Source organism: Streptomyces herbicida, assembly GCF_032656585.1.
Taxonomy (GTDB): Bacteria; Actinomycetota; Actinomycetes; order Streptomycetales; family Streptomycetaceae; genus Streptomyces; species Streptomyces herbicida.
The window spans coordinates 721,861-743,919 of the sequence record NZ_JAUYWJ010000001.1; the positions used below are offsets into that span (position 1 = coordinate 721,861).

Annotated in this window: 20 protein-coding genes; 7 read left to right on the top strand and 13 right to left on the bottom strand. The window is 71.3% G+C overall.

From position 1 onward, the window contains the following. Nucleotides 1-65 precede the first annotated feature (65 nt). The gene (locus Q8A52_RS03335; RefSeq protein ID WP_316748566.1) at nucleotides 66-707 is read right to left on the bottom strand and encodes a response regulator transcription factor; all 642 of its coding nucleotides are present in this window, start codon (nucleotides 705-707) and stop codon (nucleotides 66-68) included. Next, on the bottom strand, nucleotides 704-1,915 hold the full coding sequence (locus Q8A52_RS03340) for a histidine kinase (RefSeq protein ID WP_316748568.1): 1,212 nt from the start codon (nucleotides 1,913-1,915) through the stop codon (nucleotides 704-706). Before Q8A52_RS03340 ends, Q8A52_RS03335 begins: the two co-directional genes overlap by 4 nt. A gap of 152 nt (nucleotides 1,916-2,067) precedes the next feature. Here Q8A52_RS03340 and Q8A52_RS03345 point away from each other — a divergent pair, with 152 nt between their 5' ends. After that, a complete protein-coding gene (locus Q8A52_RS03345; RefSeq protein ID WP_316748569.1) occupies nucleotides 2,068-2,613 on the top strand; it encodes a hypothetical protein in 546 nt (181 codons plus the stop codon). Here the strand turns inward: Q8A52_RS03345 and Q8A52_RS03350 are convergent. The 3 genes from Q8A52_RS03350 to Q8A52_RS03360 are packed head-to-tail and all read right to left on the bottom strand — an operon-like array spanning nucleotide 2,610 to nucleotide 4,753. Next, nucleotides 2,610-3,182 (bottom strand): cob(I)yrinic acid a,c-diamide adenosyltransferase, encoded by a 573-nt coding sequence (locus tag Q8A52_RS03350; RefSeq protein ID WP_316748572.1) that lies wholly within the window; start codon nucleotides 3,180-3,182, stop codon nucleotides 2,610-2,612. The genes Q8A52_RS03345 and Q8A52_RS03350 overlap by 4 nt on opposite strands. 13 nt (nucleotides 3,183-3,195) lie before the next feature. Beyond that, nucleotides 3,196-3,945: an ABC transporter permease gene (locus Q8A52_RS03355; RefSeq protein ID WP_316748574.1), complete on the bottom strand. Its 750-nt coding sequence runs from the start codon at nucleotides 3,943-3,945 to the stop codon at nucleotides 3,196-3,198. A gap of 19 nt (nucleotides 3,946-3,964) precedes the next feature. Beyond that, the gene (locus Q8A52_RS03360) at nucleotides 3,965-4,753 is read right to left on the bottom strand and encodes an ABC transporter ATP-binding protein (RefSeq protein ID WP_316748575.1); all 789 of its coding nucleotides are present in this window, start codon (nucleotides 4,751-4,753) and stop codon (nucleotides 3,965-3,967) included. A gap of 92 nt (nucleotides 4,754-4,845) precedes the next feature. On the opposite strand from Q8A52_RS03360, the gene Q8A52_RS03365 reads away from it, so the two are divergent. From Q8A52_RS03365 to Q8A52_RS03380, 4 genes are all read left to right on the top strand, one after another. Next, entirely contained in the window at nucleotides 4,846-5,487 is a 642-nt protein-coding gene (locus Q8A52_RS03365) for a TetR/AcrR family transcriptional regulator (protein WP_316748578.1), read from the top strand. A gap of 124 nt (nucleotides 5,488-5,611) precedes the next feature. After that, the gene (locus Q8A52_RS03370; protein ID WP_316748580.1) at nucleotides 5,612-6,460 is read left to right on the top strand and encodes a 3-hydroxyacyl-CoA dehydrogenase family protein; all 849 of its coding nucleotides are present in this window, start codon (nucleotides 5,612-5,614) and stop codon (nucleotides 6,458-6,460) included. A 177-nt stretch (nucleotides 6,461-6,637) separates the two neighbouring features. Next, complete coding sequence (locus Q8A52_RS03375) at nucleotides 6,638-6,961, top strand: STAS domain-containing protein (protein ID WP_263212752.1); 324 nt, start codon at nucleotides 6,638-6,640, stop codon at nucleotides 6,959-6,961. A 267-nt stretch (nucleotides 6,962-7,228) separates the two neighbouring features. Beyond that, nucleotides 7,229-9,772 carry an ATP-binding protein gene (locus Q8A52_RS03380; RefSeq protein ID WP_316748584.1) on the top strand — a complete coding sequence of 848 codons (2,544 nt, stop codon included), beginning with the start codon at nucleotides 7,229-7,231 and terminating at the stop codon, nucleotides 9,770-9,772. A 94-nt stretch (nucleotides 9,773-9,866) separates the two neighbouring features. Here Q8A52_RS03380 and nucS read toward each other — a convergent pair whose 3' ends face one another. Continuing rightward, entirely contained in the window at nucleotides 9,867-10,538 is a 672-nt protein-coding gene (gene nucS, locus Q8A52_RS03385; protein ID WP_316748586.1) for an endonuclease NucS, read from the bottom strand. Between the two features lie 298 nt (nucleotides 10,539-10,836). Here nucS and Q8A52_RS03390 point away from each other — a divergent pair, with 298 nt between their 5' ends. Next, on the top strand, nucleotides 10,837-11,229 hold the full coding sequence (locus Q8A52_RS03390) for an SCO5389 family protein (RefSeq protein WP_316748588.1): 393 nt from the start codon (nucleotides 10,837-10,839) through the stop codon (nucleotides 11,227-11,229). 130 nt (nucleotides 11,230-11,359) lie between these two features. Here Q8A52_RS03390 and Q8A52_RS03395 read toward each other — a convergent pair whose 3' ends face one another. Next, nucleotides 11,360-12,388 carry an LLM class flavin-dependent oxidoreductase gene (locus Q8A52_RS03395; protein ID WP_316748589.1) on the bottom strand — a complete coding sequence of 343 codons (1,029 nt, stop codon included), beginning with the start codon at nucleotides 12,386-12,388 and terminating at the stop codon, nucleotides 11,360-11,362. A gap of 222 nt (nucleotides 12,389-12,610) precedes the next feature. On the opposite strand from Q8A52_RS03395, the gene Q8A52_RS03400 reads away from it, so the two are divergent. Next, a complete protein-coding gene (locus Q8A52_RS03400; protein WP_316748591.1) occupies nucleotides 12,611-12,943 on the top strand; it encodes an ATP/GTP-binding protein in 333 nt (110 codons plus the stop codon). Between the two features lie 12 nt (nucleotides 12,944-12,955). Here the strand turns inward: Q8A52_RS03400 and Q8A52_RS03405 are convergent, their stop codons facing one another. From Q8A52_RS03405 to scy, 6 genes are all read right to left on the bottom strand, one after another. Further along, a complete protein-coding gene (locus Q8A52_RS03405) occupies nucleotides 12,956-13,834 on the bottom strand; it encodes an ABC transporter permease subunit (RefSeq protein ID WP_316748593.1) in 879 nt (292 codons plus the stop codon). Then, complete coding sequence (locus tag Q8A52_RS03410) at nucleotides 13,831-15,093, bottom strand: ABC transporter ATP-binding protein (RefSeq protein ID WP_316748595.1); 1,263 nt, start codon at nucleotides 15,091-15,093, stop codon at nucleotides 13,831-13,833. Before Q8A52_RS03410 ends, Q8A52_RS03405 begins: the two co-directional genes overlap by 4 nt. A gap of 103 nt (nucleotides 15,094-15,196) precedes the next feature. Next, entirely contained in the window at nucleotides 15,197-15,967 is a 771-nt protein-coding gene (locus Q8A52_RS03415; protein WP_316748597.1) for an ABC transporter permease, read from the bottom strand. A 3-nt stretch (nucleotides 15,968-15,970) separates the two neighbouring features. After that, nucleotides 15,971-16,924: an ABC transporter ATP-binding protein gene (locus tag Q8A52_RS03420; protein ID WP_316748599.1), complete on the bottom strand. Its 954-nt coding sequence runs from the start codon at nucleotides 16,922-16,924 to the stop codon at nucleotides 15,971-15,973. An 83-nt stretch (nucleotides 16,925-17,007) separates the two neighbouring features. Further along, the gene (locus Q8A52_RS03425; protein WP_316748601.1) at nucleotides 17,008-17,943 is read right to left on the bottom strand and encodes a coiled-coil domain-containing protein; all 936 of its coding nucleotides are present in this window, start codon (nucleotides 17,941-17,943) and stop codon (nucleotides 17,008-17,010) included. Between the two features lie 183 nt (nucleotides 17,944-18,126). Further along, a complete protein-coding gene (gene scy, locus Q8A52_RS03430; protein ID WP_316748603.1) occupies nucleotides 18,127-21,975 on the bottom strand; it encodes a polarized growth protein Scy in 3,849 nt (1,282 codons plus the stop codon). Nucleotides 21,976-22,059: the final 84 nt, after the last annotated feature.

Sequence of the window (22,059 nt, forward strand, 5' to 3'; positions counted from 1 at the left end):
GTGCCGCGAGAATAGAAAGGTCTGGACCACAGGTCAATAGGTCTGGACCACTACGTGGAATTCCCCTAGATCCCCAACTCCTGGGCCAGCACGGCCGCTTGGACCCTGCTGCGCAGCTCCAGCTTCGCCAGCAGACGGCTGACGTGGGTCTTCACGGTCCCCTCCGCCATGTTGAGCCGCTCGGCGACCCCCGCGTTGGACAGCCCCTCCCCGAGGCAGGACAGCACCTCGCGCTCACGGGGGGTCAGCGACTCCAGGACCGCGGGATCGGCGCTCGACTCCCGCACCGGCCGCGCGGCGAACTCGGCGATCAGCCGTCGGGTGACGGCCGGGGCGACGATCCCCTCCCCGCGCGCCACCGTACGCACCGCCTCCAGCAGATCCTTCGCCTCGGTGTTCTTCAGCAGAAACCCGGCCGCACCGGCCCGCAGCGCCCCGAAGACATACTCGTCGAGGTCGAAGGTGGTGAGCACGAGGACGTCCGCGAGCCCCTCCTGGACAACCTTCCGGGTCGCCGACACCCCGTCCAGGCGCGGCATCTGAACGTCCATCAGCACCAGGTCCGGCCGGAGCTCGCGGGCCAGTGCTACCGCCCGCTCACCGTCGGCCGCCTCGCCGGCCACCTCGATGTCGGGCGCGCTGTTCAGGATGAGCACCAGCCCGGCGCGGACGGCGGACTGGTCCTCGGCGACCAGGACGCGGATCATTCGGGGTCTCCTTCGGTCACGGGGAGGGTGGCACGCACGGCCCAGAGCCCGTCCTCGGGGCCGGCGTCGAACCGGCCGCCGAGCAGGGTCGCCCGCTCCCGCATTCCGATCAGCCCGGCGCCGGAGCCGGGGGCGCGGGGGGCGTCCCGACGGCCACAAGGGCTGGTCACACGCAGTTCGAGCATGCCGTCCCGCTGGGCCAGGCGGACGGTGACACGGCCCGGGCCGGCGTGCTTGAGCGCGTTGGTCAGGGACTCCTGGACCATGCGGTACGCGGCCAGCTCGACCGGGGCGGGCACCCGGCCGTGGTCGGTGTCCAGGGTGACGTCCAGGCCGTTGGCACGGGCGCCGTCGACCAGAGTGGTGAGGCCGTCGAGGGTGGGAGTGATGGGGGTACCTCCCTGCTCGAGCGAAGCCGAGAGCTTGGGGGACGGCTCATGGTCGCCGCCGCGGTCCCGCAGGATCCCGATCAGCCGCCGCATCTCGGCGAGCCCCTCGACGCTGTTCTGCCGGATGACGGCGAGGGCCTCCCGGCTGGTCCCGGGGTCGTCGATGGAGAGCGCGGCCGTGGAGTGGATGGCGATCGCGGACAGGTGGTTGGCGACCAAGTCGTGCAACTCGCGGGCCACCCGCGCCCGCTCGGCGGTCACCGCCTGGGCACGGTCCATCTCGGCCAGCAGCGCGGTCTGTTCGGCGCGCAGCCGGGCGGCCTCGGCCGCGTCACGGTGGTCGCGCACGACCCACCCGGTGGCGGCGGGGGCGAGCGCCACCACACCGACGCCGACACCGATCAGCAGGCCTTTCGGGTCACGCCAGAGCGCGGCCGGCACCACCCCGCCGATCACCGTGAGCAGCCCGGTGATCCATGGGATGCGGCGGGCGGAGGCCGGGGTGCCGTACAGCACGGCCGCATACATGAGGTCGGTGAACAGGACTACGGTGACCACGTTGCCCCGGGTCACCGTGTCCACGGTCAGCATGGCCGTGCCGACCAGCATGGCGAACCTCGGCCGGGTGCGGCGCAGCAGCTCGCAGGCGGCCGTCACGGCCAGCGGCACCAGCACGGCCCACCGCTGCGGCCACAGCACGAGGCCGTCCGTGACCTCCCGGGGGCTGAGCCCCAGGCCCCACATCAGCAGACCACCGAGGAAGCCGCCCACGGCGATGCGTATGTCGTCGCGATGCGGGCGCGGAAGCGTCAGGGCCATGCCCCCATCCAACACGGCGCACGCACCGCCCGCGTGCTCCTGCGGAACGGTCCCGAACTGCATCTTTCGATGTACGGGGAGTTCGTCACCGCCGACGACGCGGCCCGTGCGGACCGACGGGAGCCTTAAGGGGTGACCGAGAGGAGCGAGACGTGATCGTCGGGTTGATCGTCGCCTGTGAGGTGGCTTTCTGGGTGCTGCTGGCGGCCGGACTGGCCTTCCGCTATCCGCTGAAGATGCCGCGCACGGGACTGGTCCTGCTCCTGTGCGAGCCGCTGCTGGAGCTCGTGCTGTTCGCTGGCACCGCGATCGACCTCAAGAACGGCGCGGAGCCCGACTGGCGGCACGGGCTCGCGGCCGTCTACATCGGCTTCACGGTGGGGCTCGGGCACTCCACGATCAAGTGGGCCGATGCCCGGATCGCGCACCGGTTCGCCGGTGGCCCGCCGCCGGTGAAGCCGCCGAAGTACGGCACGGCCCGCGCCGTCCACGAATGGAAGGTCGCGGGCCGCTGGATCCTGGCGTCCGTGGTGGCCATCGCCCTGCTCCAGGCCGCGGTCTGGTACGTCGGCGACGACGGTGGAATCGGTTCGCTGCGGGCGTGGCAGCTGAGGATGGTGTGGGTGATCGGCATCAACGTGATCATCGCCGTGAGCTACACCCTGTTTCCCCGGCGGGAGCCGGCCAAGCTCCGTTAGCGCTCGCCGCCCGGCACCCACAGCACGTCGCCTACCTCCTTGTTGGCGGTGCGGGCCAGAATGAAGAGCAGGTCCGACAGGCGGTTGAGGTAGGTGGCGGTCAGCGGGTTCATCACCTCGCCGTGGACCTCCAGGGCCGCCCACGTCGAACGCTCCGCACGGCGTACGACCGTGCAGGCCTGGTGGAGCAGGGCCGCGCCGGGGGTGCCGCCGGGCAGGATGAAGGAGCGCAGCTTCTCCAACTGCTCGTTGAAGCGGTCGCAGTCCGCCTCCAGCTTGTCGATGTAGAACTGTTCGACCCTGAGCGGTGGGAACTCGGGCTTCTCCACCACCGGCGTCGACAGGTCCGCACCCACGTCGAACAGGTCGTTCTGCACCCGGGTGAGGACCTTGACGATCTCCTCCGCCAGGCCGCCCAGCGCGATCGCCGTACCGATCACCGCATTCGCCTCGTTGGCGTCGGCGTACGCCGAGATCCGCAGATCGGTCTTGGCGACCCGGCTCATGTCACCGAGGGCGGTGGTGCCCTTGTCGCCGGTCCTGGTGTAGATACGCGTTAGATTGACCATGTGGCCAGCGTAGTTACCCTCCGGCCGTACGGAAGACGCGTGTGCCCACTGTCACGGCCAGTGTCGCGAAGGCGACGGCGACGAGGACGCCGTAGAGCATGTGGTCCGTCGTGTAGGAGCCGACGTACGCGTCCCGCACCGCGTCCACGAGATAGCGGAACGGGACGAAGTGGGAGAGGACGTCCAGCCAGCCGGGGGCCAGGGCCATCGGGAGCATCAGACCCGACAGAAGCATCGACGGCATGGTCAGCGCGTTGACCAGCGGGCCGAACTCCTGCGGGGTGCTCACCTTCATCGCCATCGCGTACGACAGCGAGCCGAGGGAGACGGTGAGCAGGGCGACGAACGCGAAGCCGATGAGGATGCCCGGCAGCGGCGCGCGCAGTCCCATCGCCACCGCGGCGAGCACCAGCAGCACCGCCTGGAAGACGAAGACCGTGGCGTCGCGCAGCACCCTGCCGAGCAGCAGGGCGAGCCGGCTGACCGGAGTGACGCGCATGCGCTCCACCACCCCCTGCCCCTTCTCGATGATGATCGTGAAGCCCGCGAAGGCGGCGCCGAACAGGCCGAGTTGGAGCAGCAGACCGGGGACGAGGACCTGCCAGGAACTGCCCCGCGCGCCCAGCGGGAGGCCGGTGAGCAGCGGGCCGAAGAACAAGAGGTACAGCAGCGGCATCAGCACGCCGAAGAGCAGCGCGAAGCGGGAGCGCAGGGACTGGCGCAGATAGCGGCCGTAGATGAGTGCAGTGTCGTGCAGAAGCATCGGCTCGGTCCTCGGTGTCCTATACGGCTACGGGGGTGGAGTCGGCCGAGGGGGAGGGCCCGCGGCCGGTGATGGCGAGAAACGTGTCCTGGAGCGAGGCGTCGATCGAGCCGCCGTACTCCAGCTTCAGCGCGCTCGGTGTGCCGTCGGCCACGACCACGCCCCGGTCGACGACGACCAGGCGGTCGGAGAGGGCGTCGGCCTCGTCCAGATAGTGGGTGGTGAGGAAGACCGTCGTGCCGTGCTGATCGCGCAGCCGGCGGATCAGCGCCCAGAGGTCCGCGCGGCTGCTGGGATCGAGACCGGTCGTGGGCTCGTCGAGGAACAGGACCTTCGGGCGGTGGGTGAGCGCCATGGCGATGTCCAGCCGTCGCCGCTGACCGCCCGACAGCGCGGACGTCCTGCGGTCGAGCAGGTCGCAGAGGTCCAGGTCGCGGGCCAGCTCCGTGGCGCGCTGGACGGCCTGAACCTTTGTCAGGCGGTACAGCCGGCCCTGGGTGACCAGTTCCTCCCGCACGCTGATCTGCCCGTCGACGCCGCCGGACTGGGCGACGTAGCCGCATGCGCGGCGTACCCCGGCCGGGTCGGTGGCCAGGTCGTGACCGGCCACGGTCGCCGCGCCGCCGGTCGGCTTCAGCAGGGTGGTGAGCATCCGCAGGGTGGTCGTCTTGCCGGCGCCGTTCGGGCCGAGGAAGCCGAGGATCTCGCCCTCGCGGACGGTGAGGTCGATGCCGCGCACGGCCTCGAGGGGGCCGCGTTTCGTCTGGAAGGTGCGGGCCAGTCCGGCCGCGCTGATGACTGCTGTCATGCCGCCAGAAAAACAGAGTCCCTGAAATTTTGCAACGACCCCAAGTTTTCACCCTGACCAGTGAAGCGGTCGGGCGAGGCTAGGATTCGGACATGGCGGAAGGGCTCCGGGAGCGGAAGAAGCGGCAGACCAGGCAGTACATCTCGGATGTCGCCACGGGCCTGTTCGTCGAGCGCGGGTTCGACGCGGTGACGGTGGCGGAGATCGCCGACGCGGCCAATGTCTCCGTCAACACGGTCTACAACTACTTCCCGGCCAAGGAGGACCTCTTCTTCGACCGCTCCTCCGGCGTGATCGACCGGCTGGCCCGCTGGGTGCGCGGCCGCGCCGACGGTGAGTCGGCCGCCGTGGCGGTGCTGCGCGAGCTGCGTGAGGAGGTCGAGGCGGTCTCGCCCCGGGTCGGGCTGATCCCTGGCTACGCCCGCTTCATGCGGGTGATCGAGGAGGCGCCCGCGCTGCGCTCCCGGCTGTGGGCGACCCAGCAGGAGATCCAGGCCAACCTGGAGGCGGTGCTGCGCGAGGAGACCGGTGCCGCGCAGGACGATCCGCTGCCCGCTCTGATGGCAGGTCAGATCAACTGGGCGCACGCCGCCGTCATGTCCGCCATCGCCTGCGAGATGGTCAAAGGTCGCGATCCGCGTGAAGTGTCCCGAGAGATGCTGGTCCTCCTTGACGACATAGAGGACCTGTTGAGCGAAAAGGTGCTCAACTACGCCGTCCGAGGCTTGGAATGACCCCTCCCGGTGTGATGTCCGTCAGCTGAGACGTGACGCGCATTACTTACCGGTCACACGGCCCCTCACGAGCGCTATCGTCCGCGAAAGAGCCGTACGTAAACAGCGTGTAAGGGGAGTCGGAGTGGCACGGAAGCTCGCCGTCATCGGGGCCGGTCTCATGGGTTCCGGCATTGCCCAGGTCTCCGCGCAGGCGGGCTGGGACGTCGTCCTGCGTGACGTCACCGACGAGGCACTGAAGCGTGGCACCGACGGCATCAAGGCCTCGTACGACAAGTTCGTCGGCAAGGGCAGGATGGAGGCGCACGACGCCGACGCCGCCCTCGGCCGCATCACCGCGACCACCGACCTGGACGCGGCCGCGGACGCGGATGTCGTCGTCGAGGCCGTCTTCGAGAAGCTCGAGGTCAAGCACGAGATCTTCCGCGCGCTCGACAAGATCGTGCGCCCGGAGACGGTGCTCGCCTCCAACACCTCCGCCATCCCGATCACCAAGATCGCGGCGGCCACCGAGCACCCCGAGCGGGTCGTCGGTGTGCACTTCTTCTCGCCGGTGCCGATGATGCAGCTCGTCGAACTCGTCCGCGGCTACAAGACCAGTGACGAAACCCTGGCCACCGCGCGGGAGTTCGCCGAGTCCGTCGGCAAGACCTGCATCGTCGTCAACCGGGACGTGGCCGGCTTCGTCACCACCCGGCTCATCTCGGCCCTCGTCGTCGAGGCGACCAAGCTGTACGAGTCGGGCGTGGCGACGGCCGAGGACATCGACCTCGCCTGCAAGCTGGGCTTCGGTCACGCCATGGGCCCGCTCGCGACGGCGGACCTCACCGGCGTCGACATCCTGCTGCACGCCACCAGCAACATCTACACCGAGTCGCAGGACGAGAAGTTCGCGCCGCCGGAGCTGATGCGCCGGATGGTTGACGCCGGTGACATCGGACGCAAGAGCGGGCAGGGCTTCTACACGTACTGAAACTCATGTACGTACCGCCGCTGAAACCGCACAGTCCCCGCGGGTATCACCCGCGGGGGTGAATTCGGTATCGGTTCGCTTACAGACGGCAACCTGGTCGCCGCTGAAGCAGTCAGACGGTGCAACGCACCGTCTTGGAGTACTTGGAGCACGACGCCGCACTCACGGGGAGCGCATATGCACATCAGGGGCGACCACGCCGGGCTGGTCGTCGGGGGCCGCCTCGACGTCCGCAGCGCGGCGGACGCCCGTACGGTCCTGCATGCGGCCGTCGACGGCGGAGTCGGCGACCTGGTGCTCGACCTGTCCGAACTGGACTCCTGGGACGCCACCGGACTCGGGGTGATCATGGGTGCCCACCGGCGGGCCGGCCGCTGCGGCCGCCGCCTGGTGCTGCGCGGTGTACCGCCGCAGATGCAGCGCCTGCTGGTGGCCACCCGGCTGCACCGGATCCTGGCCATCGAGGGGGGCATCGGGGTGGAGTCGCTGCCCCGCGTGTAACCCCTCGATCGGATGTGCTTCGGGGTGCGGACGAGACCAGGTCGGACATCGGCGAACCGCACGTCGCACGCAATCCTCATGAGACTGTGACGTCTCGGACGGCGCGGTACCCCGGCCTGTCGGAGATACTGTGCGAAGGTTTAAGGTTCGGTCGCCCGCAGCCAAGCAACCCTCGAGCGGGCCCGGACCAGAAGCGACAGCGCGGTGTGCAGCAGGCCGGGAGGGGCCGGATACGGGCACACGACGCTTTTGGGGGGCTAGGAACCTATGGACCCGATCAACCGGGGACCCGAGGGGCACGGCCAGGACGGTGACGGCAGCACGCCGCGCCAGCGCCCGCCCCGGGAATCCCTCACTTCAGACTTCGGCCAGAGCGCGCCCGCACTCGCTCGCACGGTGCAGCTCGTCTCGGGCGACCTCCTGCTCACCGTCAATCCCGTCGACGGCAGCGAGATAGAGCTCTGCCCGCCCGCGGAGCGGCCCGGCCGGCCCGCGAAGCTCACCCCGGCCGAGCGTGCCGAGACCGAGCGCGCCGCCCGGCCGCCCGTGCCTCCGGGACCCGCGCAGCTCGCGCTGCCGCTGCTCGAACGCCAGGACGAGCGCGAGCGCCTGGTGCGGCTGCTCGCCCGGGGCCGCTCCGTACGGCTCACCGGCCCGGCCGGTGCGGGCCGCACCGCCCTCCTCGACCTCGTCGCCGACGACTGCTCGGACCTCGCCCCCGACGGCGTGGTCCGCCTCACCGGGTTCCACCGCACCACGAGCGACCTGCTGTACGACCTGTTCCACGCGGTCCACGACGCGCCCCTGCACCGGCCGGCCCGGGACGAACTGCTGGAACTGGTCCGGGAGATCGGCGCGGTCGTCGTCGTCGACGACATCGAGTTCGGCGGCGCAGGGCTCGACGAGCTCATCGACGCCACCCCCGAGTGCGCGTTCCTGATCAGCGCCACCCCGGACGTGCCCGCGCCGTCCGCCGAATCCGCGATCGAGGAGGTCTTCCTCAGCGGCCTGGACCGCGCCGCGGGCGTGGATCTGATGGAGCGCGCCGTCGGCCGTGTCCTCACCGAGGACGAGTCCAACTGGGTCGGCGACCTCTGGTTCGAGTCCGAGGGCCTGCCTCTGCGCTTCGTCCAGGCCGGGGCGCTGCTGCGGCAGCGCGACCAACTGCGGGCCAGCGCGGGCGCGGTCGACGAGGTCGGCGTCTTCGAGGACCTACGGCTCCCGTCCCCCAAGCTCTCGGCTGCGTTCGAGCAGGCAGGCACGCCCACCGCCCCGGTCGACGCGGAACCGGTGGACGAGGAGGAGGTGCCCCTGCCGTCCCTCGGCGAGGCCGCCGCGCCCGCGCCGCTGCTCGCCTCCCGGCTCAGCGCCTCCGCACGCGCCACCCTGCGCTTCGCCGTCGCCCTGGGCGGCGAGGTGCCGCACCAGGCCCATCTGCCCGCCCTGGTCGGCGACACCCACGCGGACGCCGCGCTGGGTGAGCTGGCCGCCTGCGGACTGGTCTCCCCGGTCGGCTCCCGCTACCGCCTCGCGGCCGGCGTACAGGCCCAGCTGGAGGCCGCCGGATACGCCGACGACGCCGACGAGACCGCCCTCATCGCCGCCCGGCACTACTCCTGGTGGGCCGGACACCCCTCCGTCACCCCCGAGCGGGTGTGCGCCGAGGCCGATGCCCTGCTCGCCGCGCTGGCCGTCGTGGTACCCGCGACGACGCCCTCGGCCGACGACGAGGAGAGCACCGCCGTCCAGCTGGCCCGCACGGCCGCTCCGGCCTTCGCCGCGGGCCTCCACTGGAACGCCTGGGACCGGGCGCTGCGCTCCGGCTCCGAGGCCGCCCGGCAAGCCGGTGACGTCTCCGAACAGGCCTACTTCCACCACGAGTTGGGCATACTCGCGCTCTGCGGCGGACAGCTCGACCGGGCCCGCGCCGAGCTGGAGGCCTCGGGCGGTCTGCGCGGAGCCCTCGCCGACAAACGCGGCACCGTCGCCGGCCGGCGGGCCCTCGCCCTGGTCGCCGACCGCGCGGGCGACGTGCCCGGCCTGGGGGCAAGGGCGGGAGAGGAGGTGCCCGACGCACGCTACGAGGAGTCGGCGTCGCCGCCCGGCGGGGTCCCCGCGGCCTATCTGCCGGCGCTGCCGCCCGCGGCCGACACGCTGGTCACCCACCGGTCCTCGGACCCGGCGCCGAAGACCCAGGGCGGCGGCCTGCGGCGTCTGGCCCGGCGCAACCTCGTCGCGGCCGGTTCCGGCGCGCTGCTCGCCGCGGTGCTCGGCACGGTGGTCACCCTCGGCATGACGTCGCACGACAGCGCCGACGACCCGTCGAAGAACGTGAGCGTCAACCCGTCGGCCAGCCAGGGCACCGACGACGGCAGCCTCGGCGCGGACCCGAACCAGGACGACGGGAGCAAGGGCGACACGGGCACGGCCACCAGCCGCCCGACGGACCCGGGTCCCGACGGCACGTACGGCACCTCGGACGACCCGACGCCTCCGTCCGACAGCGCCGAGCCCTCGGACCACCCGAGCGGCACGAAGGGGTCGGGCGGCGGCTCGTCGCACACGCCCTCGAAACCTCCGACGTCGAAGCCTCCGACGTCGAAGCCGCCGACATCGAGGCCGCCCACGTCGCGGCCGCCGACCTCCAACCCGCCGACGTCGAACCCGCCGACCTCGAACCCGCCCACGTCGTCCGCCCCGCCGTCCACCCCGGCCACGTCCAACTCGGCCAGCGGGCCGGCCTCCAGCGCCCCCGCAGCGTCGAGCGGCTCGGCCGGTGCGCCGCAGAGCGGTTCGGGTGCGGTGATCTGAGGCCGCGCACAGGTCTCCCACGGCACATGAGGGCCGGGTCCCCGTCCGGGACCCGGCCCTCACCGTCGTACGAACCGAAGCCGCTCCTGGCTCGTCAGAACAGCCTCAGCTTGTCGTCCTCGACGCCCCTGAGCGCGTCGTAGTCGAGGACCTGGCAGCCGATACCCCGGTCGGTCGCGAGGACCCGGGCCTGGGGCTTGATCTCCTGGGCGGCGAAGATGCCCCGCACCGGGGCGAGATGGGGGTCGCGGTTCAGCAGCTCGAGATAGCGGGTGAGCTGCTCCACGCCGTCGATCTCGCCGCGCCGCTTGATCTCGACCGCCACGGTCTGCCCCTCGGCGTCCCGGCACAGGATGTCGACCGGGCCGATGGCGGTCATGTACTCGCGGCGGATCAGGGTGTAGCCGTCGCCGAGGGTTTCGATGCGGTCGGCGAGCAGCTCCTGGAGGTGCGCTTCCACGCCGTCCTTGATCAGGCCGGGGTCCACGCCCAGTTCGTGTGAGGAGTCGTGGAGGACCTCCTCCATGGTGATGATCAGCTTCTCGCCCGCCTTGTTGACGACGGTCCAGACGCCTTCCTTCTCGCCGGCCCCCTCCTTCAGCGTGCAGGGCGGCGACATCCAGTTGAGGGGCTTGTAGGCCCGGTCGTCCGCGTGGATCGAGACGCTGCCGTCCGCCTTGACCAGGATCAGGCGGGGGGCCGAGGGGAGATGGGCGGTGAGCCGGCCGGCGTAGTCGACGGAGCACCGGGCAATGACGAGACGCATGGTCGGCAACGCTACTCGACACCCCGCCGCCCACGCGATTCGCCCACCGGTCTCCCGCCTCTCTCCGCACCGGAGACGCTTGAGGACGCCCGTTTTGCTTTGGAAACTCTTGTTCATCCTTGGCCGATTGTGCCCCCAACGGGACCGGGCCATGTACGCAATCTGCTGGTGCGGTCACCGTACGTTGCCTACCGTAGTAAACGGGAGGTCGCGATCTGTGTACGCAGCGTGTTCGGTATCGCGAACTCTCTTACCTGTCCGGCAACCCCTGCTCGTCGGGGGTGCGAGAGGAGAACCCATGTCGCTCGACGTCTCACCGGCCCTACTCGAACAGGCCGAGCGAGGCGAGGTCGACGAAGCTGCCTTCGTCGACTGCGTCCGGACCTCCCTGCCCTACGCATGGGAGATGATCAGCTCCCTGGTGGCCCAGCTGAAGGTGGACGGCGGAGAGTTCGCCGACAACCAGACGCCCCCGCCGGACGAGCAGGCACGGGGCCAACTGCTCCGCGCACTCGCGAGTGACGCCATACGCGGGGCGCTGCAGCGGCACTTCGGCGTGCGGCTGGCCTTCCAGAACTGCCACCGGGTGGCGGTGTTCCCGCTGGACGCCTCGGTCGACGAGACGCTGGCCCGCTTCACTTCGGTGCGCAGTCAGCTGCTGAACCAGTCCCCGGAGCTCCGGGACTGCTGACGCGGAGCTCCGGGACTGCTGACGCAGTGAGCCGCTTGCTTGCCGCTCCACATGCGGGAGGTGCAATCGTTACAGGGGCGGCAAGCTCTCTGCGTGGCAGGGGTGTTGACCGGCACGACGGACGGTCCGTTCAACGGAGGCCGGGGAGTACCTCCGCACCGAGCCGCCGAACGTTCTCCTCCGTCGCCGCCAGGTCGCCCGAGCCCTCGACCAGCAGTGCGAACCGGGTGATTCCGGTCCGCTCCGAGGTCGCCGCGAGTCGGTCGGCGCACAGCCGCGGGGTGCCCACCGGGTGCAGTCCGCAGAGCAGTTCGGTGTAAGCCAGCGGATCGCGCATCGCGCGCTTCCGGCCGTCCACCGTGACATGGGCCTCCAGGCCCTGCTTCAGCCAGCCCGGCATCGCCTTCAGCAGCGTCTCCACCGCGTCGGTGCGCCGGTCCGCGATCTGACAGACGCCCGCCGAGACATGGGCCGCGCCGAGGATCTCGTCCGTCGGCCGTCCCGCCGCGCGCGCGTGCTGCCGCCACAGGGCGACCATCTCGGCCTTCTCCTCGTCCCCGATGTGCATACCGAGCAGCATGGGCAGCCCGCGCTCGGCCGCCAGCCGGACGCTCGCCGGCGAGGTGCAGGCGACGACGACCTCGGGGCCCGGGGTGTCCGTCAATGCCTCCGACGGGCGGGGCACGACGGGGACCTCACGAAAGGAGAACCGTTCCCCCGCGGCCGCGACCGCCGGTTCGCGCAGCCAGCGCACCAGCAGATCGAGTGATTCGGGGAACCCCTCCTCATAGGCATCGAGGCCCGAGCCGAACACCTCCAGGTCCACCCAGGGCCCGCCGCGCCCCAGGCCGAGGGTGAAGCGCCCGCCGCTCGTCACATGCAGCAGCGCGGCCTGTTCGCCGAGGGCGACCGGGTGGACGGTGGACAGTACGCTGACCGCCGTGCCGACCCGGATGCGGTGGGTGCGGCCCAGCAGCAGGGCGGCCAGGGTGACCGCCGATGGACACGTGCCGTACGGCACGAAGTGGTGTTCGCCGAGCCAGACGGTGTCCAGCCCCGCCTCCTCGGCGACTTCCGCCGAGCGGACCGCCCGGTGCAGGGCCTCCCCCTGACCTTGGCCCGGGAACTGGGCCGCCAGCACAAAACTTCCGACGTGCATCGTTCTTTTCCTGCTTCCTTGGCTCCGACGCGGAGCTCCCCCACCCGGCATAACCGTCCGACACGTGCCGAGGACACGGCCTCGCGAAGAGATTTCCGGATTGTCTGCAGAACGTCGCCCTGGAGAGGGACTTGTGCGGGTTGGTTCCCTACGCGTACCCCTGTCCGCGCCGCGTAGGCTGGACACAGCCCGTGCATCCTGTATAGCCCCGAGAGGTGTCCCGTGTCCCCGCGTCGCAACCGACCCAAGGGAGCCGACTCGTCCGGCCCGAGCGCCGAGGAGGACCGCGTCGGCCGCTACGGCGGCTGGCAGTCCACGGAGAGCTGGCACGGTGAGGAGTGGTACGTGCGGCATGTGGCCGGGGCGAGCGCGGAAGGCAAGACGTACCGCTGCCCCGGCTGTGACCAGGTGATCCCCTCCGGCATCCCGCACGTCGTCGCCTGGCCGGAACACGCGGGCGTGGACGACCGCCGGCACTGGCACAAGGCCTGCTGGAACGCGAAGGACCGCCGCACCACGCGGGTGCAGCGGTCCCGAAACGCGCCGAGATTCTGAGCTTCGTACGACCTACACGTCCCGCTTCTGCAGCAGCGCGAAGGCGCCGGCGAACGCGACGGCCGTCACGCCCAGGATGATCCACAGCGGGTCCCAGCCGGACGGGCCCTTGTCGCTGAGGGAGTTGGAGTAGAAGACGCTCAGCTGGTTGGGGATCGAGTACTCGAGCAGGGCTTCGCGCACCTTCTCCAGCGACGAGGAGAACATGAACAGCGCGATCACCAGCGGGGCGAGCACGGCGCCGATCATGATGGTGATGGCGCCCGCCGAGTGCCGGATGATCGAGCCGATGACCAGCGAGAGCAGGCCGAGCAGGGCGATGTAGAGGCTGATGCCGACGGTGCCCTTGAGCCATTCCCCGCCGGACGGGGTCCGCGCGCCGTGTCCTTCCAGCATGGACGCCTGGACCATGGCGACGAACGACGCGGCCGCGAGCGTGACCACGAACGCGACGAGGAAGAACACGATCGCCTTGGCCGCGAGCACCCGCCCGCGGTTGGGGCAGGCGGTCATCGTCGTACGGATCATCCCCGTCCCGTACTCCGAGGCCGTAGTCAGCACGCCGAGCGTCATGATGCACATGCTGCCCAGGAGCAGCCCGAAGAAGCCCAGGCCCAGCGCGTTCTCGCCGGACAGGTCCGACGAGGAGCTGCTGACCACGGCACCGGCGAGGAGGCCGATGCCGACGACGAGGAGCACGAACACACCGAGCGTCCACATCGTCGAACGCACCGACTTGATCTTCGTCCACTCGGAGGCCAGTGCATGCCCGAGGTGCGTGCGCACCACCGGGATCGGCGAGGTGTAACCGGGGTACTGCCCGCCGGGCGCCGACTGCCAGTTCGGCGCGGCTGCGGCTGCCTGCGGCATCGGGGGCTGGTGGGTGCTCATCGGGCGTCCTCGGGCTTGGTCAGGTCGGCGGTGGCGGGAGCGGCGGCCGGCTGCGGTGACGATTCGGCAGCGGGGGCCGGGGCCGCGGACGGCTGCTGGGGCGCCGCGGCGGCGGGCTGCGCGTACGGGTTCGGCTCTCCGGCGCCGGGGGCTCCGGAGGGCGCGCCGTGGGGCCCCGCAGGCGCCGCGCCCGGCGCCGGCCGGTCCTGCGGCGGGGTGAACGGCCGGCCGCCCTGCTGGGGCGGCGGCGGGGCGTACCAGCCCGGCTGGCCCTGGCCCGGTACCGGCATCGGCGGCTGGGCGCCGGGCGGCAGCGGCTGCTGGAGGCCGGCCTTCTGGTCGATGGTCGAGCGGTAGTCGACGGCGCCCTGCGTCATCCGCATGTACGCCTCCTCCAGGGAGGCCTGGTGCGGAGACAGCTCCCACAGTCGTACGTCGGCCTCGTGCGCCAGGTCGCTGATGCGGGGGAGCGGGAGTCCCGTGACGCGCAGCGCCCCGTCCTGCTCCGGCATCACGTGCCCGCCCGCCTCGGTGAGTGCGGAGGTCAGCTTCTCGCGCAGCTGGGGCTCGGTGTCGGGCGTCCGGACGCGGGCGAAGTCGGCCGAGTTCGCCGAGATGAAGTCCTTCACACTCATGTCGGCGAGCAGCTGTCCGCGCCCGATGACGATGAGGTGGTCGGCGGTCAGCGCCATCTCGCTCATCAGGTGGCTGGAGACGAACACCGTCCGTCCCTCGGCCGCCAGCGCCCTCATCAGATTGCGCACCCAGAGGATGCCCTCGGGGTCGAGGCCGTTGACCGGCTCGTCGAACAGCAGCACCTGCGGGTCGCCGAGCAGCGCGGCGGCGATGCCGAGCCGCTGCCCCATGCCGAGGGAGAAGCCCTTGGACCGCTTCTTCGCCACGTCCTGCAGGCCGACGACCCCGAGCACCTCGTCCACCCGCCGGGCCGGGATGCCCGACAGCTGGGCCAGGCACAGCAGGTGGTTGCGGGCGTGCCGGCCGCCGTGCACGGCCTTGGCGTCCAGCAGCGCGCCGACCTGCCGGGGGGCGTTGGGCAGCTTGCGGTACGGGTAGCCGCCGATCGTCACCGTGCCCGCGGTCGGGTTGTCCAGTCCCAGGATCATCCGCATGGTCGTCGACTTGCCCGAGCCGTTCGGCCCGAGGAAGCCGGTGACGGCTCCGGGCCGCACCTGGAAGGAAAGGTTGTACACGGCGGTCTTGTCGCCGTAGCGCTTGGTCAGGCCGACAGCCTCGATCATGCTCCGCACCCATCGAAAGGTTCAGGACAGCGGGGCACACGCCCCCGTAAGGGTTAGGAGGATATCCGGGCGCTGACGGTTCCGCCCAAGGGGAAGTAAAACGTCAGGCGTCGCGCTTCTTCAGCAGCGCGTAACCACCCGCGATCGCGGCGACCACCCACAGCACCATGATCCCGAGACCGCCCCAGGGGCCGTAGGGGGTGTCGTCGTCGACCCGGGGGACCACCTGCATGATCCGGCTGCCGGCCTGGTCCGGCAGGAACCGGCCGATCTTCTTGGTCGCGTCGACGTTGCCGAGGATGTTGGAGATCAGGAAGAAGAACGGCATCAGGATGCCGAGCGACAGCATCGGCGAGCGCAGCATCGAGGCGACACCCATCGAGAACATCGCGATGAGGGTCATGTAGAACCCGCCGCCCAGGACCGCCCGCAGCACCCCGGGGTCGCCGAGGTCCGTCCGGTGGGAGCCGAGCATCGCCTGCCCGAGGAAGAAGGCGGCGAAGCTGGTGACCATGCCGACGGCCAGGGCGAGCCCGGTGGCCACCGCGATCTTGCTGAACAGGAAGGAGCCGCGCTGCGGTACGGCGGCCAGCGAGGTGCGGATCATGCCGGTGCTGTACTCGTTCGACACGACGAGCACCCCGAACACGATCATCGCCAGCTGCCCGAGCGTCATGCCCGCGAAGCTGACGTAGGTGGGGTCGAAGGAGAGCCGCTCCCGGACCGGCATCCTGTCGAACTGGCTCCTCGACAGCGCCGAGATCAGCATGCCGAGGGCGACGGTGACGACCACGGCGAGGGACAGCGTCCACACGGTGGACGCTACGGACCGGATCTTCGTCCACTCGGACCGGACGACCTGTGCGACCACCACGGCTCAGGCCCCCTTCCAGTCGGCGCCCCAGTCCTGCTGGACGGGGGCGGTGTCTGCGTGTGCGTGGTACTCCACCGACTCCGCCGTCAGCTGCATGAACGCCTCCTCGAGGGAGGCCTGCTGCGGGCTCAGCTCGTGCAGCACGATCCCGCCCCGCGCGCACAGCTCACCGATCTGCTCGGCCTTGCCGCCGTCCACCTCCAGCGCCCCGCTGCCGGACTCGACCACGGTGATCCCGCCCTCGTGCAGCACATCGAGCAGCCGCTCGCGCTGCGGGGTGCGGATCCGGACGTACGCCCGCGAGTTCTGCCGGATGAAGTCGGCCATGGAGGTGTCGGCGAGCAGCCGTCCCTGACCGATGACGACGAGGTGGTCGGCGGTCAGCGCCATCTCGCTCATGAGGTGGCTGGAGACGAACACCGTCCGGCCCTGCGCGGCCAGCGATTTCATCAGGTTGCGGATCCAGTGGATACCCTCGGGGTCGAGCCCGTTGACCGGCTCGTCGAACATCAGGATCCGGGGGTCGCCGAGCAGTGCCGCCGCGATGCCGAGCCGCTGTCCCATGCCCAGCGAGAACCCCTTGGCCTTCTTCCGCGCCACCGCCGTGAGCCCCACGGTGTCCAGCACCTCGTGCACCCGGCTCTTCGGGATCCCGTTGCTCTGCGCCAGGCACAGCAGATGGTTGAACGCGCTCCGCCCGCCGTGCACCCCCTTCGCCTCGAGCAGCGCCCCGATGTACGTCAGCGGGTCCTTCAGCTGGTCGTAGTGCTTGCCGTCGATATGGACGTCGCCCGCGGTGGGGTGGTCGAGTCCGAGGATCATCCGCATGGTCGTGGACTTTCCGGCGCCGTTGGGCCCGAGAAACCCCGTGACGATGCCCGGCCGCACGGCGAAGGTCAGATTGTTGACCGCGACCTTCTCGCCGTACCGCTTGGTCAGCCCCGCCAGCTCGATCATGCGGACACGCTAAGACGGGACGAAGCCCCCTGCCACCGGAGCGGCGGGGGGCCTCGTTCTGTTCTGTCGGCGCAGGCCTGGTGTTACCGGGACTGCTGGGCCGGAACACCCCGGGAGATCGGCTCGTCCTCGGCCGGGGAGCCGGCGGCGGCCACCGCGGCGCCCGTGAGCGTGGCGAGCATCTCGCGCACGTTCGTCAGCTGGGCGTTGATGGAGTCGCGGCGGTTGGTGAGAGCGGCCAGCTCGCGCTCGGATTCCGAGCGGATGCGGTCGGCCTTGGCGTTGGCGTCGGCGACGATGTCCTCGGCCTGGCGCTGGGCCGTCTCGACCGTCTGGCGGGCACGGCGCTCGGCGTCGGTGCGCAGCTTCTCCGCCTCCAGACGCAGCTGCTCGGCGCGGTGCTCGATCTCGGCGAGACGCTTCTCGGCCTTGGCCTGACGGGAGGCCAGGTCGCGCTCGGACTGCTCGCGGCGCTTGGCCAGGTTCGTCTCGAAGTCGGCGGCGGCCTGCGCGGCCTTGGCGCGGGTCTCCTCGAAGAGGGCGTCGGCCTCCTCGCGCTTCGACTGTGCGTCCTTCTGGGCCTCGGCGCGCAGCTGCGAGGCGTCACTCTTGGCCTTCTCGACGATCCGGACGCCCTCGTCCTCGGCCTTGGCCTTGCGCTCCGCGGCGAACGACTCTGCGTCATTGCGGACCTGCTGCGACGCCGACTCGGCGAGTTCGCGGTGCTGCTCGGCCGCGCGCCGGGCCTCGTCGCGCAGATCCTTGGCCTCCTCCTCGGCGAGGCGGAGGATCTTCTCGACACGCGCACCGAGACCGGCGTACGACGGCTCGGCGTCGGTCACCTGGGCCTGGGCGTTCTGTGTCTCGAGGTGGAGCTCCTCGATGCGCTTTTCCAGAGCGGTGATGCGGGCGAGAGCGCTGTCACGGTCGGAGACGAGCTTGGAGATCCGTTCGTCCACCTGAGCGCGGTCGTACCCACGCCGCACTAGCTCGAAGCCGTAGGGGGAAGTGTCGCTCATGGGGTTCCTGTCGAATGAGACCGGTGAGGTGATAGGTGGAATCCTAGGGGCCGAAGCGGTGTGTCATCGAGCGGATACGTGTTTGATCTGGAGAATGACACCTCTTTTGAGTGGTCAACCCGCGCAGCGCTTGCCAACGAGTCGGACAAAGGCCCCAGAAGGCAACGGAATCGACCGGTTTGGCTAGTCATCCGAAGACTTGCCACCCGAACGAGGCGTTCCGATGGATGCTCCCGCCTTGACGCCGCCGTCCTTGCCCGCGCCCGGCGCCTCGAATGACGTCAACGCCTCGAGCACGGTCTGGACACGGGAGATCTCCGCGTTGATGTCCTCGCGGCGGCGCACCAGGATCTCCAGCTCACGCTTGCCCTCCTCGACCGTCTTCTTGGCCTCGCGGATCGCCTCGGCCTTGAGCTCCTCGGCCTCCCGGACGAGCGTGGCCTTCTTCTGCTCGGCCTCCTTGAGCAGGGTCTCGGCCTTCTTCACGGCGGCGATCCGGACCTTGCCCGCCTCGGAGTTGGCCTCCGACACGATCTCCTTGGCCTTCGCCTGAGCCTTGGCGTGCTGCTCCTCGGCGGACTTGATCAGCGCGTCACAGCGGTCGCCGGTGGACTTCATGGTCTCGGCGGCCTCGCGGCGGGCCCGCTCGTGCAGCTTCTCGATCTCGGTGGTGATGCGGTCGCGCAGCTCCTCCGCGCGCTCCCTGATGGCGGTGGCGTCCCGGCGGGCGCCGACGAGCAGCTCGTCCGCGTCCGTACGGGCCTTCTCCACCATCCCGTTGCCCTCGACCGTCGCCTCGGAGACGAGGCGCTCCGCCTCGCTGCGGGCCGCGCCGACCATCGTGTCCGCCTGCGACTCGGCGTCCGCGGTGGTCTGCAGCGCCTGCTGCTGCGCCTCGGTGAGCAGCTTGTCGGCCTCGGCCGTGGTCTCCGTGATGAGCTTGTCGACCTGCTCGGCCGCCTCGGAGCGCCGCTTGTTGGCCTCCTTGCGGGCCTCGTCCAGCGTCCGCTGGGCCTCCTCGCGCGCGGAAGAGACCAGCCGCTCGGCCGCCGCCTCCGCGTCCGCCCTGAGCCGCTCGGACTCGCCCCGGATCCGCTCGGCGTGCTGCTGCGCGGAGCCGACCGTCTCGGCGGCCTCGGCGCGCAGCCGCTCCGCGTCCCCGGTGGCGTCCGTGATCAGCTTCTCGGCCTTGGCGATGGCCTCCGCCCGGACCCGGTCGGCCTCCGCGACCGTCTCCGTCTGGAGCCGCTCCGCCTCGGAACGCGCCTCGGTGATAAGGGTGTCCGCCTGCGTCGCCGCGTCCGAGCGGATGCGGTTGGCGTCGTCGCGGGCGTCGGCCCGGGTACGGGTCGCGTCCTGGTCCGCCTGGGCGATGGTGTCGGACGCCTCGGTCCGCACTCGCTGGGCGTGCGACGCCGCCTCCGAACGCAGCCGCTCGGACTCGGCGATGGCCTCCGCCATCGTGCGCTCGGCGAGCGCCTTGGCCGCCTCCGACTCCTCGTTCGCCTCGCGCCGGACGCGGGTCGCGTCCTCGCTGGCCCGCTCCCGCTCGGCGTAGGCGTCGGCGCGGACGCGGTCCGCCTCCTCCTCGGCCTCCCGGCGGGTACGGTCCGCCGCGTGCTCGGCGGCGGAGCGCAGGCCGGTGATCTCCTCCTGCGCCTGCTCGTGCAGCCCGGAGACGGAGTCCCGCACCTGCTGGGCGTGCTGCTCGGCCGCCGACACCATCTCGGTGGCGCGCCGGTCGGCCTCCTCGACCAGCCGGACGGCCTCGGCCTGCGCCTCCTCCACGCGGTTGCGTGCGGAGGCCAGCAGTTCCTCGCTCTGCTCGCGGGCCCGCTCGCGCTCCTGGTCGGCCTCCTGCCGGGCGGAGCCGAGGAGCTCCTCGGCCTCGCGGCGGCGCCGGACGGCTTCCTCCTGAGCGGCGGCCAGCGTCTCGGACGCCTCGGTGCCGAGGCGCTCGGCGGCGGCCTGTGCCTCCGCCCGTACCCGGTCGGCGGTGTCCTGGGCCTCCGACTTCAGCCGCTCGGCCTCGGCCGCGGCCTCCGAGCGCAGGCGCACGGCGACGTTCTCGCCCTCCGCGCGGGACGCGGACGCGTCCGCAGCCGCCTCGGTGCGCAGCCTCTCGGCCTCGGCCTCCGCCTGCTGCTGGAGCGTACGGATGCGCTCGGCGGCCTCCGCGCGCAGCCGCTCGGTCTCCTCGGCCGCCTCCCGGCGGATGCGGGCGGCCTCGTCACGGGCGTCGGACAGCGCCTGCTCGGCGGAGGTGAGCCGGTCCTCGGCCTCGGTGTGCAGCCGGGTCAGCTCGTCGGCGGCCTCCGCGCGCCGGGCGTCCACCGCGCGCTCGGTCTCCTCGCGCAGCTCGCGCGCGGCCCGCTCGGCGTCCTCCTTGAGCGCCTCGGTCTGCTCGAGGACCTCCGCGCGGTGCCGCTCGGCCTCCTTGCGGGTGCGCTCCAGTGTCTCCTCGGCCTGCCGACGCAGCGTGGTGGCGCGCTCGATGGCCTCCGTACGGACCTTCTCGCTGTCCGTCGTGGCGCTCTGCCGCAGCTCGTCCGCGTCGGCCTTCGCCTTGGCCAGCAGCTCCTCGGCGGACTTGGCCGCCTCCTCGATCTGCTGGACGGCCTCGCGCCGGGCCTCGGCACGGATGCTCTCGCCCTCGGCGACCGCGTCGGCACGCAGCTGCTCGGCCTCGCCGCGCAGCCGGCGCGCCTCCTCCTGCAGCTCGACCGTCTTGGCGCGGTACTCCTTGGTGTCGTCCTTCGCCGCGCCCTTGAGCTGCTCGGCGAGGTCGTGCGCCTCGGCGCGCAGCCGGTCCGCCTCGGCCTCCGCCTCACGACGGATCCGCTCGGCCTCCTCGCCGGCCGCCTTGGTGGTCTTCCGGGCCTCCTCCGAGGCCTTGTTGAGGACGTCCTCGGCGGTCTTCGCGGCCTTGCCCAGCTGGGAGGCGGTCTCCTCGGCGGTGACGCTGCGGGCCTTCTCGCCGGCCTCGGCGAGGATCTTCTCCGCCTCGGCGCGGGCGTCCGCGACGATCTGCTCGGCGTCCGCCTTGGTGGACTCGGCCTCCTTCGTGGCCTCGCTGACCAGCCGGGCGACCTGTTCCTTCGCCGTACGGGTGCGCTGCTCGTTCGCCGACTCGGCGGCGGTCAGCGCCTTGGCGGCGGCCTCCTTGGCCTCGGTGACCAGCTTCTCGGCCTCGGACTGTGCCTTGCGCAGCGCCTCGTCGGCCGCCGCGATGCGCTGCTCGGCGGCGCGGCTCAGCTCGGTCGCCTGGCGCCGGGCGGTGTCCGACTCCGTCGCGGTGGAGCTGCGCAGCTGCTCGGCGTGATCGGTGGCCTCCTGCGCCTGCGTGGACGCGGCGTTCAGCAGGCGCTCGGCGTCGGTCCGGGCCCGGCGCAGCAGCTGCTCGGCCTCCGCGCGCGCCGACTCGGCGTCGCTCGACAGCCGCTGCCGGGCCTCGTTGGTCAGCCGCTCGGCCTCGGCACGGGCGGCCACCATGGCCTGCTCGGCCTCGGCACGGGACTCCTCGAGCAGCCGTCGGGCCTGGGCCTCCGTACGGGCCCGCAGCTGCTCCGCCCAGGCCACGTTCTCGTTGACGTGGGACTCGACGGTCTGCCGGCGCTCGGCCAGCTCCTGGTCCAGCTGCTGGCGGCGGGACACGGCCTCGGCGTGCAGCTCGGCCTGCAGGCGGGCGGCCTGCTCGGCGTGCTCCTGGAGGATGCGCTGGGTCTGGGCGCGGGCCTGGCTCAGCTCGCGCTCGGCGTCCATGCGCAGCTGGTCGGCCTGCATCTGCGCGTTCCGCAGCAGCTGCTCGGCCTGATAGCCGATGTCACCGCCGTCGAAAGCGGGCCGGGACATGATGGTGCGCCGCGCCTCGTGCAGCTTGGCGCGCAGCACCTCGACCTGGTAGCCGAGGTCCTCGGCGTGCTGGATCGCCTTTTCCCGCTCGGTCTTCAGCCGCTTCATCTCGGCCTCGAACCGAGAGAGGTGGTCGACGTCAGCCGCCGGCTCTCGCTCCTGGCTCTCGTAGCCCCGCACTGCGCGGTCCCATCCGTCCCCTGGTAGCAGGCCTGTCCAAACGAGCTCCGTCCATCCGCCGAACGGGGCCCCCGGGGAATGGTG

Coding starts and splice junctions, on each gene's coding strand:
- Q8A52_RS03410 (WP_316748595.1), bottom strand. CDS start 15,093: ATGATCGAGGCTGTCGGCCTGACCAAGCGCTACGGCGACAAGACCGCC.
- Q8A52_RS03390 (WP_316748588.1), top strand. CDS start 10,837: ATGTCGCTCGACGTCTCACCGGCCCTACTCGAACAGGCCGAGCGAGGC.
- Q8A52_RS03355 (WP_316748574.1), bottom strand. CDS start 3,945: ATGCTTCTGCACGACACTGCACTCATCTACGGCCGCTATCTGCGCCAG.
- Q8A52_RS03340 (WP_316748568.1), bottom strand. CDS start 1,915: ATGGCCCTGACGCTTCCGCGCCCGCATCGCGACGACATACGCATCGCC.
- Q8A52_RS03365 (WP_316748578.1), top strand. CDS start 4,846: ATGGCGGAAGGGCTCCGGGAGCGGAAGAAGCGGCAGACCAGGCAGTAC.
- nucS (WP_316748586.1), bottom strand. CDS start 10,538: ATGCGTCTCGTCATTGCCCGGTGCTCCGTCGACTACGCCGGCCGGCTC.
- Q8A52_RS03395 (WP_316748589.1), bottom strand. CDS start 12,388: ATGCACGTCGGAAGTTTTGTGCTGGCGGCCCAGTTCCCGGGCCAAGGT.
- Q8A52_RS03405 (WP_316748593.1), bottom strand. CDS start 13,834: ATGAGCACCCACCAGCCCCCGATGCCGCAGGCAGCCGCAGCCGCGCCG.
- Q8A52_RS03420 (WP_316748599.1), bottom strand. CDS start 16,924: ATGATCGAGCTGGCGGGGCTGACCAAGCGGTACGGCGAGAAGGTCGCG.
- Q8A52_RS03360 (WP_316748575.1), bottom strand. CDS start 4,753: ATGACAGCAGTCATCAGCGCGGCCGGACTGGCCCGCACCTTCCAGACG.
- Q8A52_RS03425 (WP_316748601.1), bottom strand. CDS start 17,943: ATGAGCGACACTTCCCCCTACGGCTTCGAGCTAGTGCGGCGTGGGTAC.
- Q8A52_RS03335 (WP_316748566.1), bottom strand. CDS start 707: ATGATCCGCGTCCTGGTCGCCGAGGACCAGTCCGCCGTCCGCGCCGGG.
- Q8A52_RS03350 (WP_316748572.1), bottom strand. CDS start 3,182: ATGGTCAATCTAACGCGTATCTACACCAGGACCGGCGACAAGGGCACC.
- Q8A52_RS03375 (WP_263212752.1), top strand. CDS start 6,638: ATGCACATCAGGGGCGACCACGCCGGGCTGGTCGTCGGGGGCCGCCTC.
- Q8A52_RS03380 (WP_316748584.1), top strand. CDS start 7,229: ATGGACCCGATCAACCGGGGACCCGAGGGGCACGGCCAGGACGGTGAC.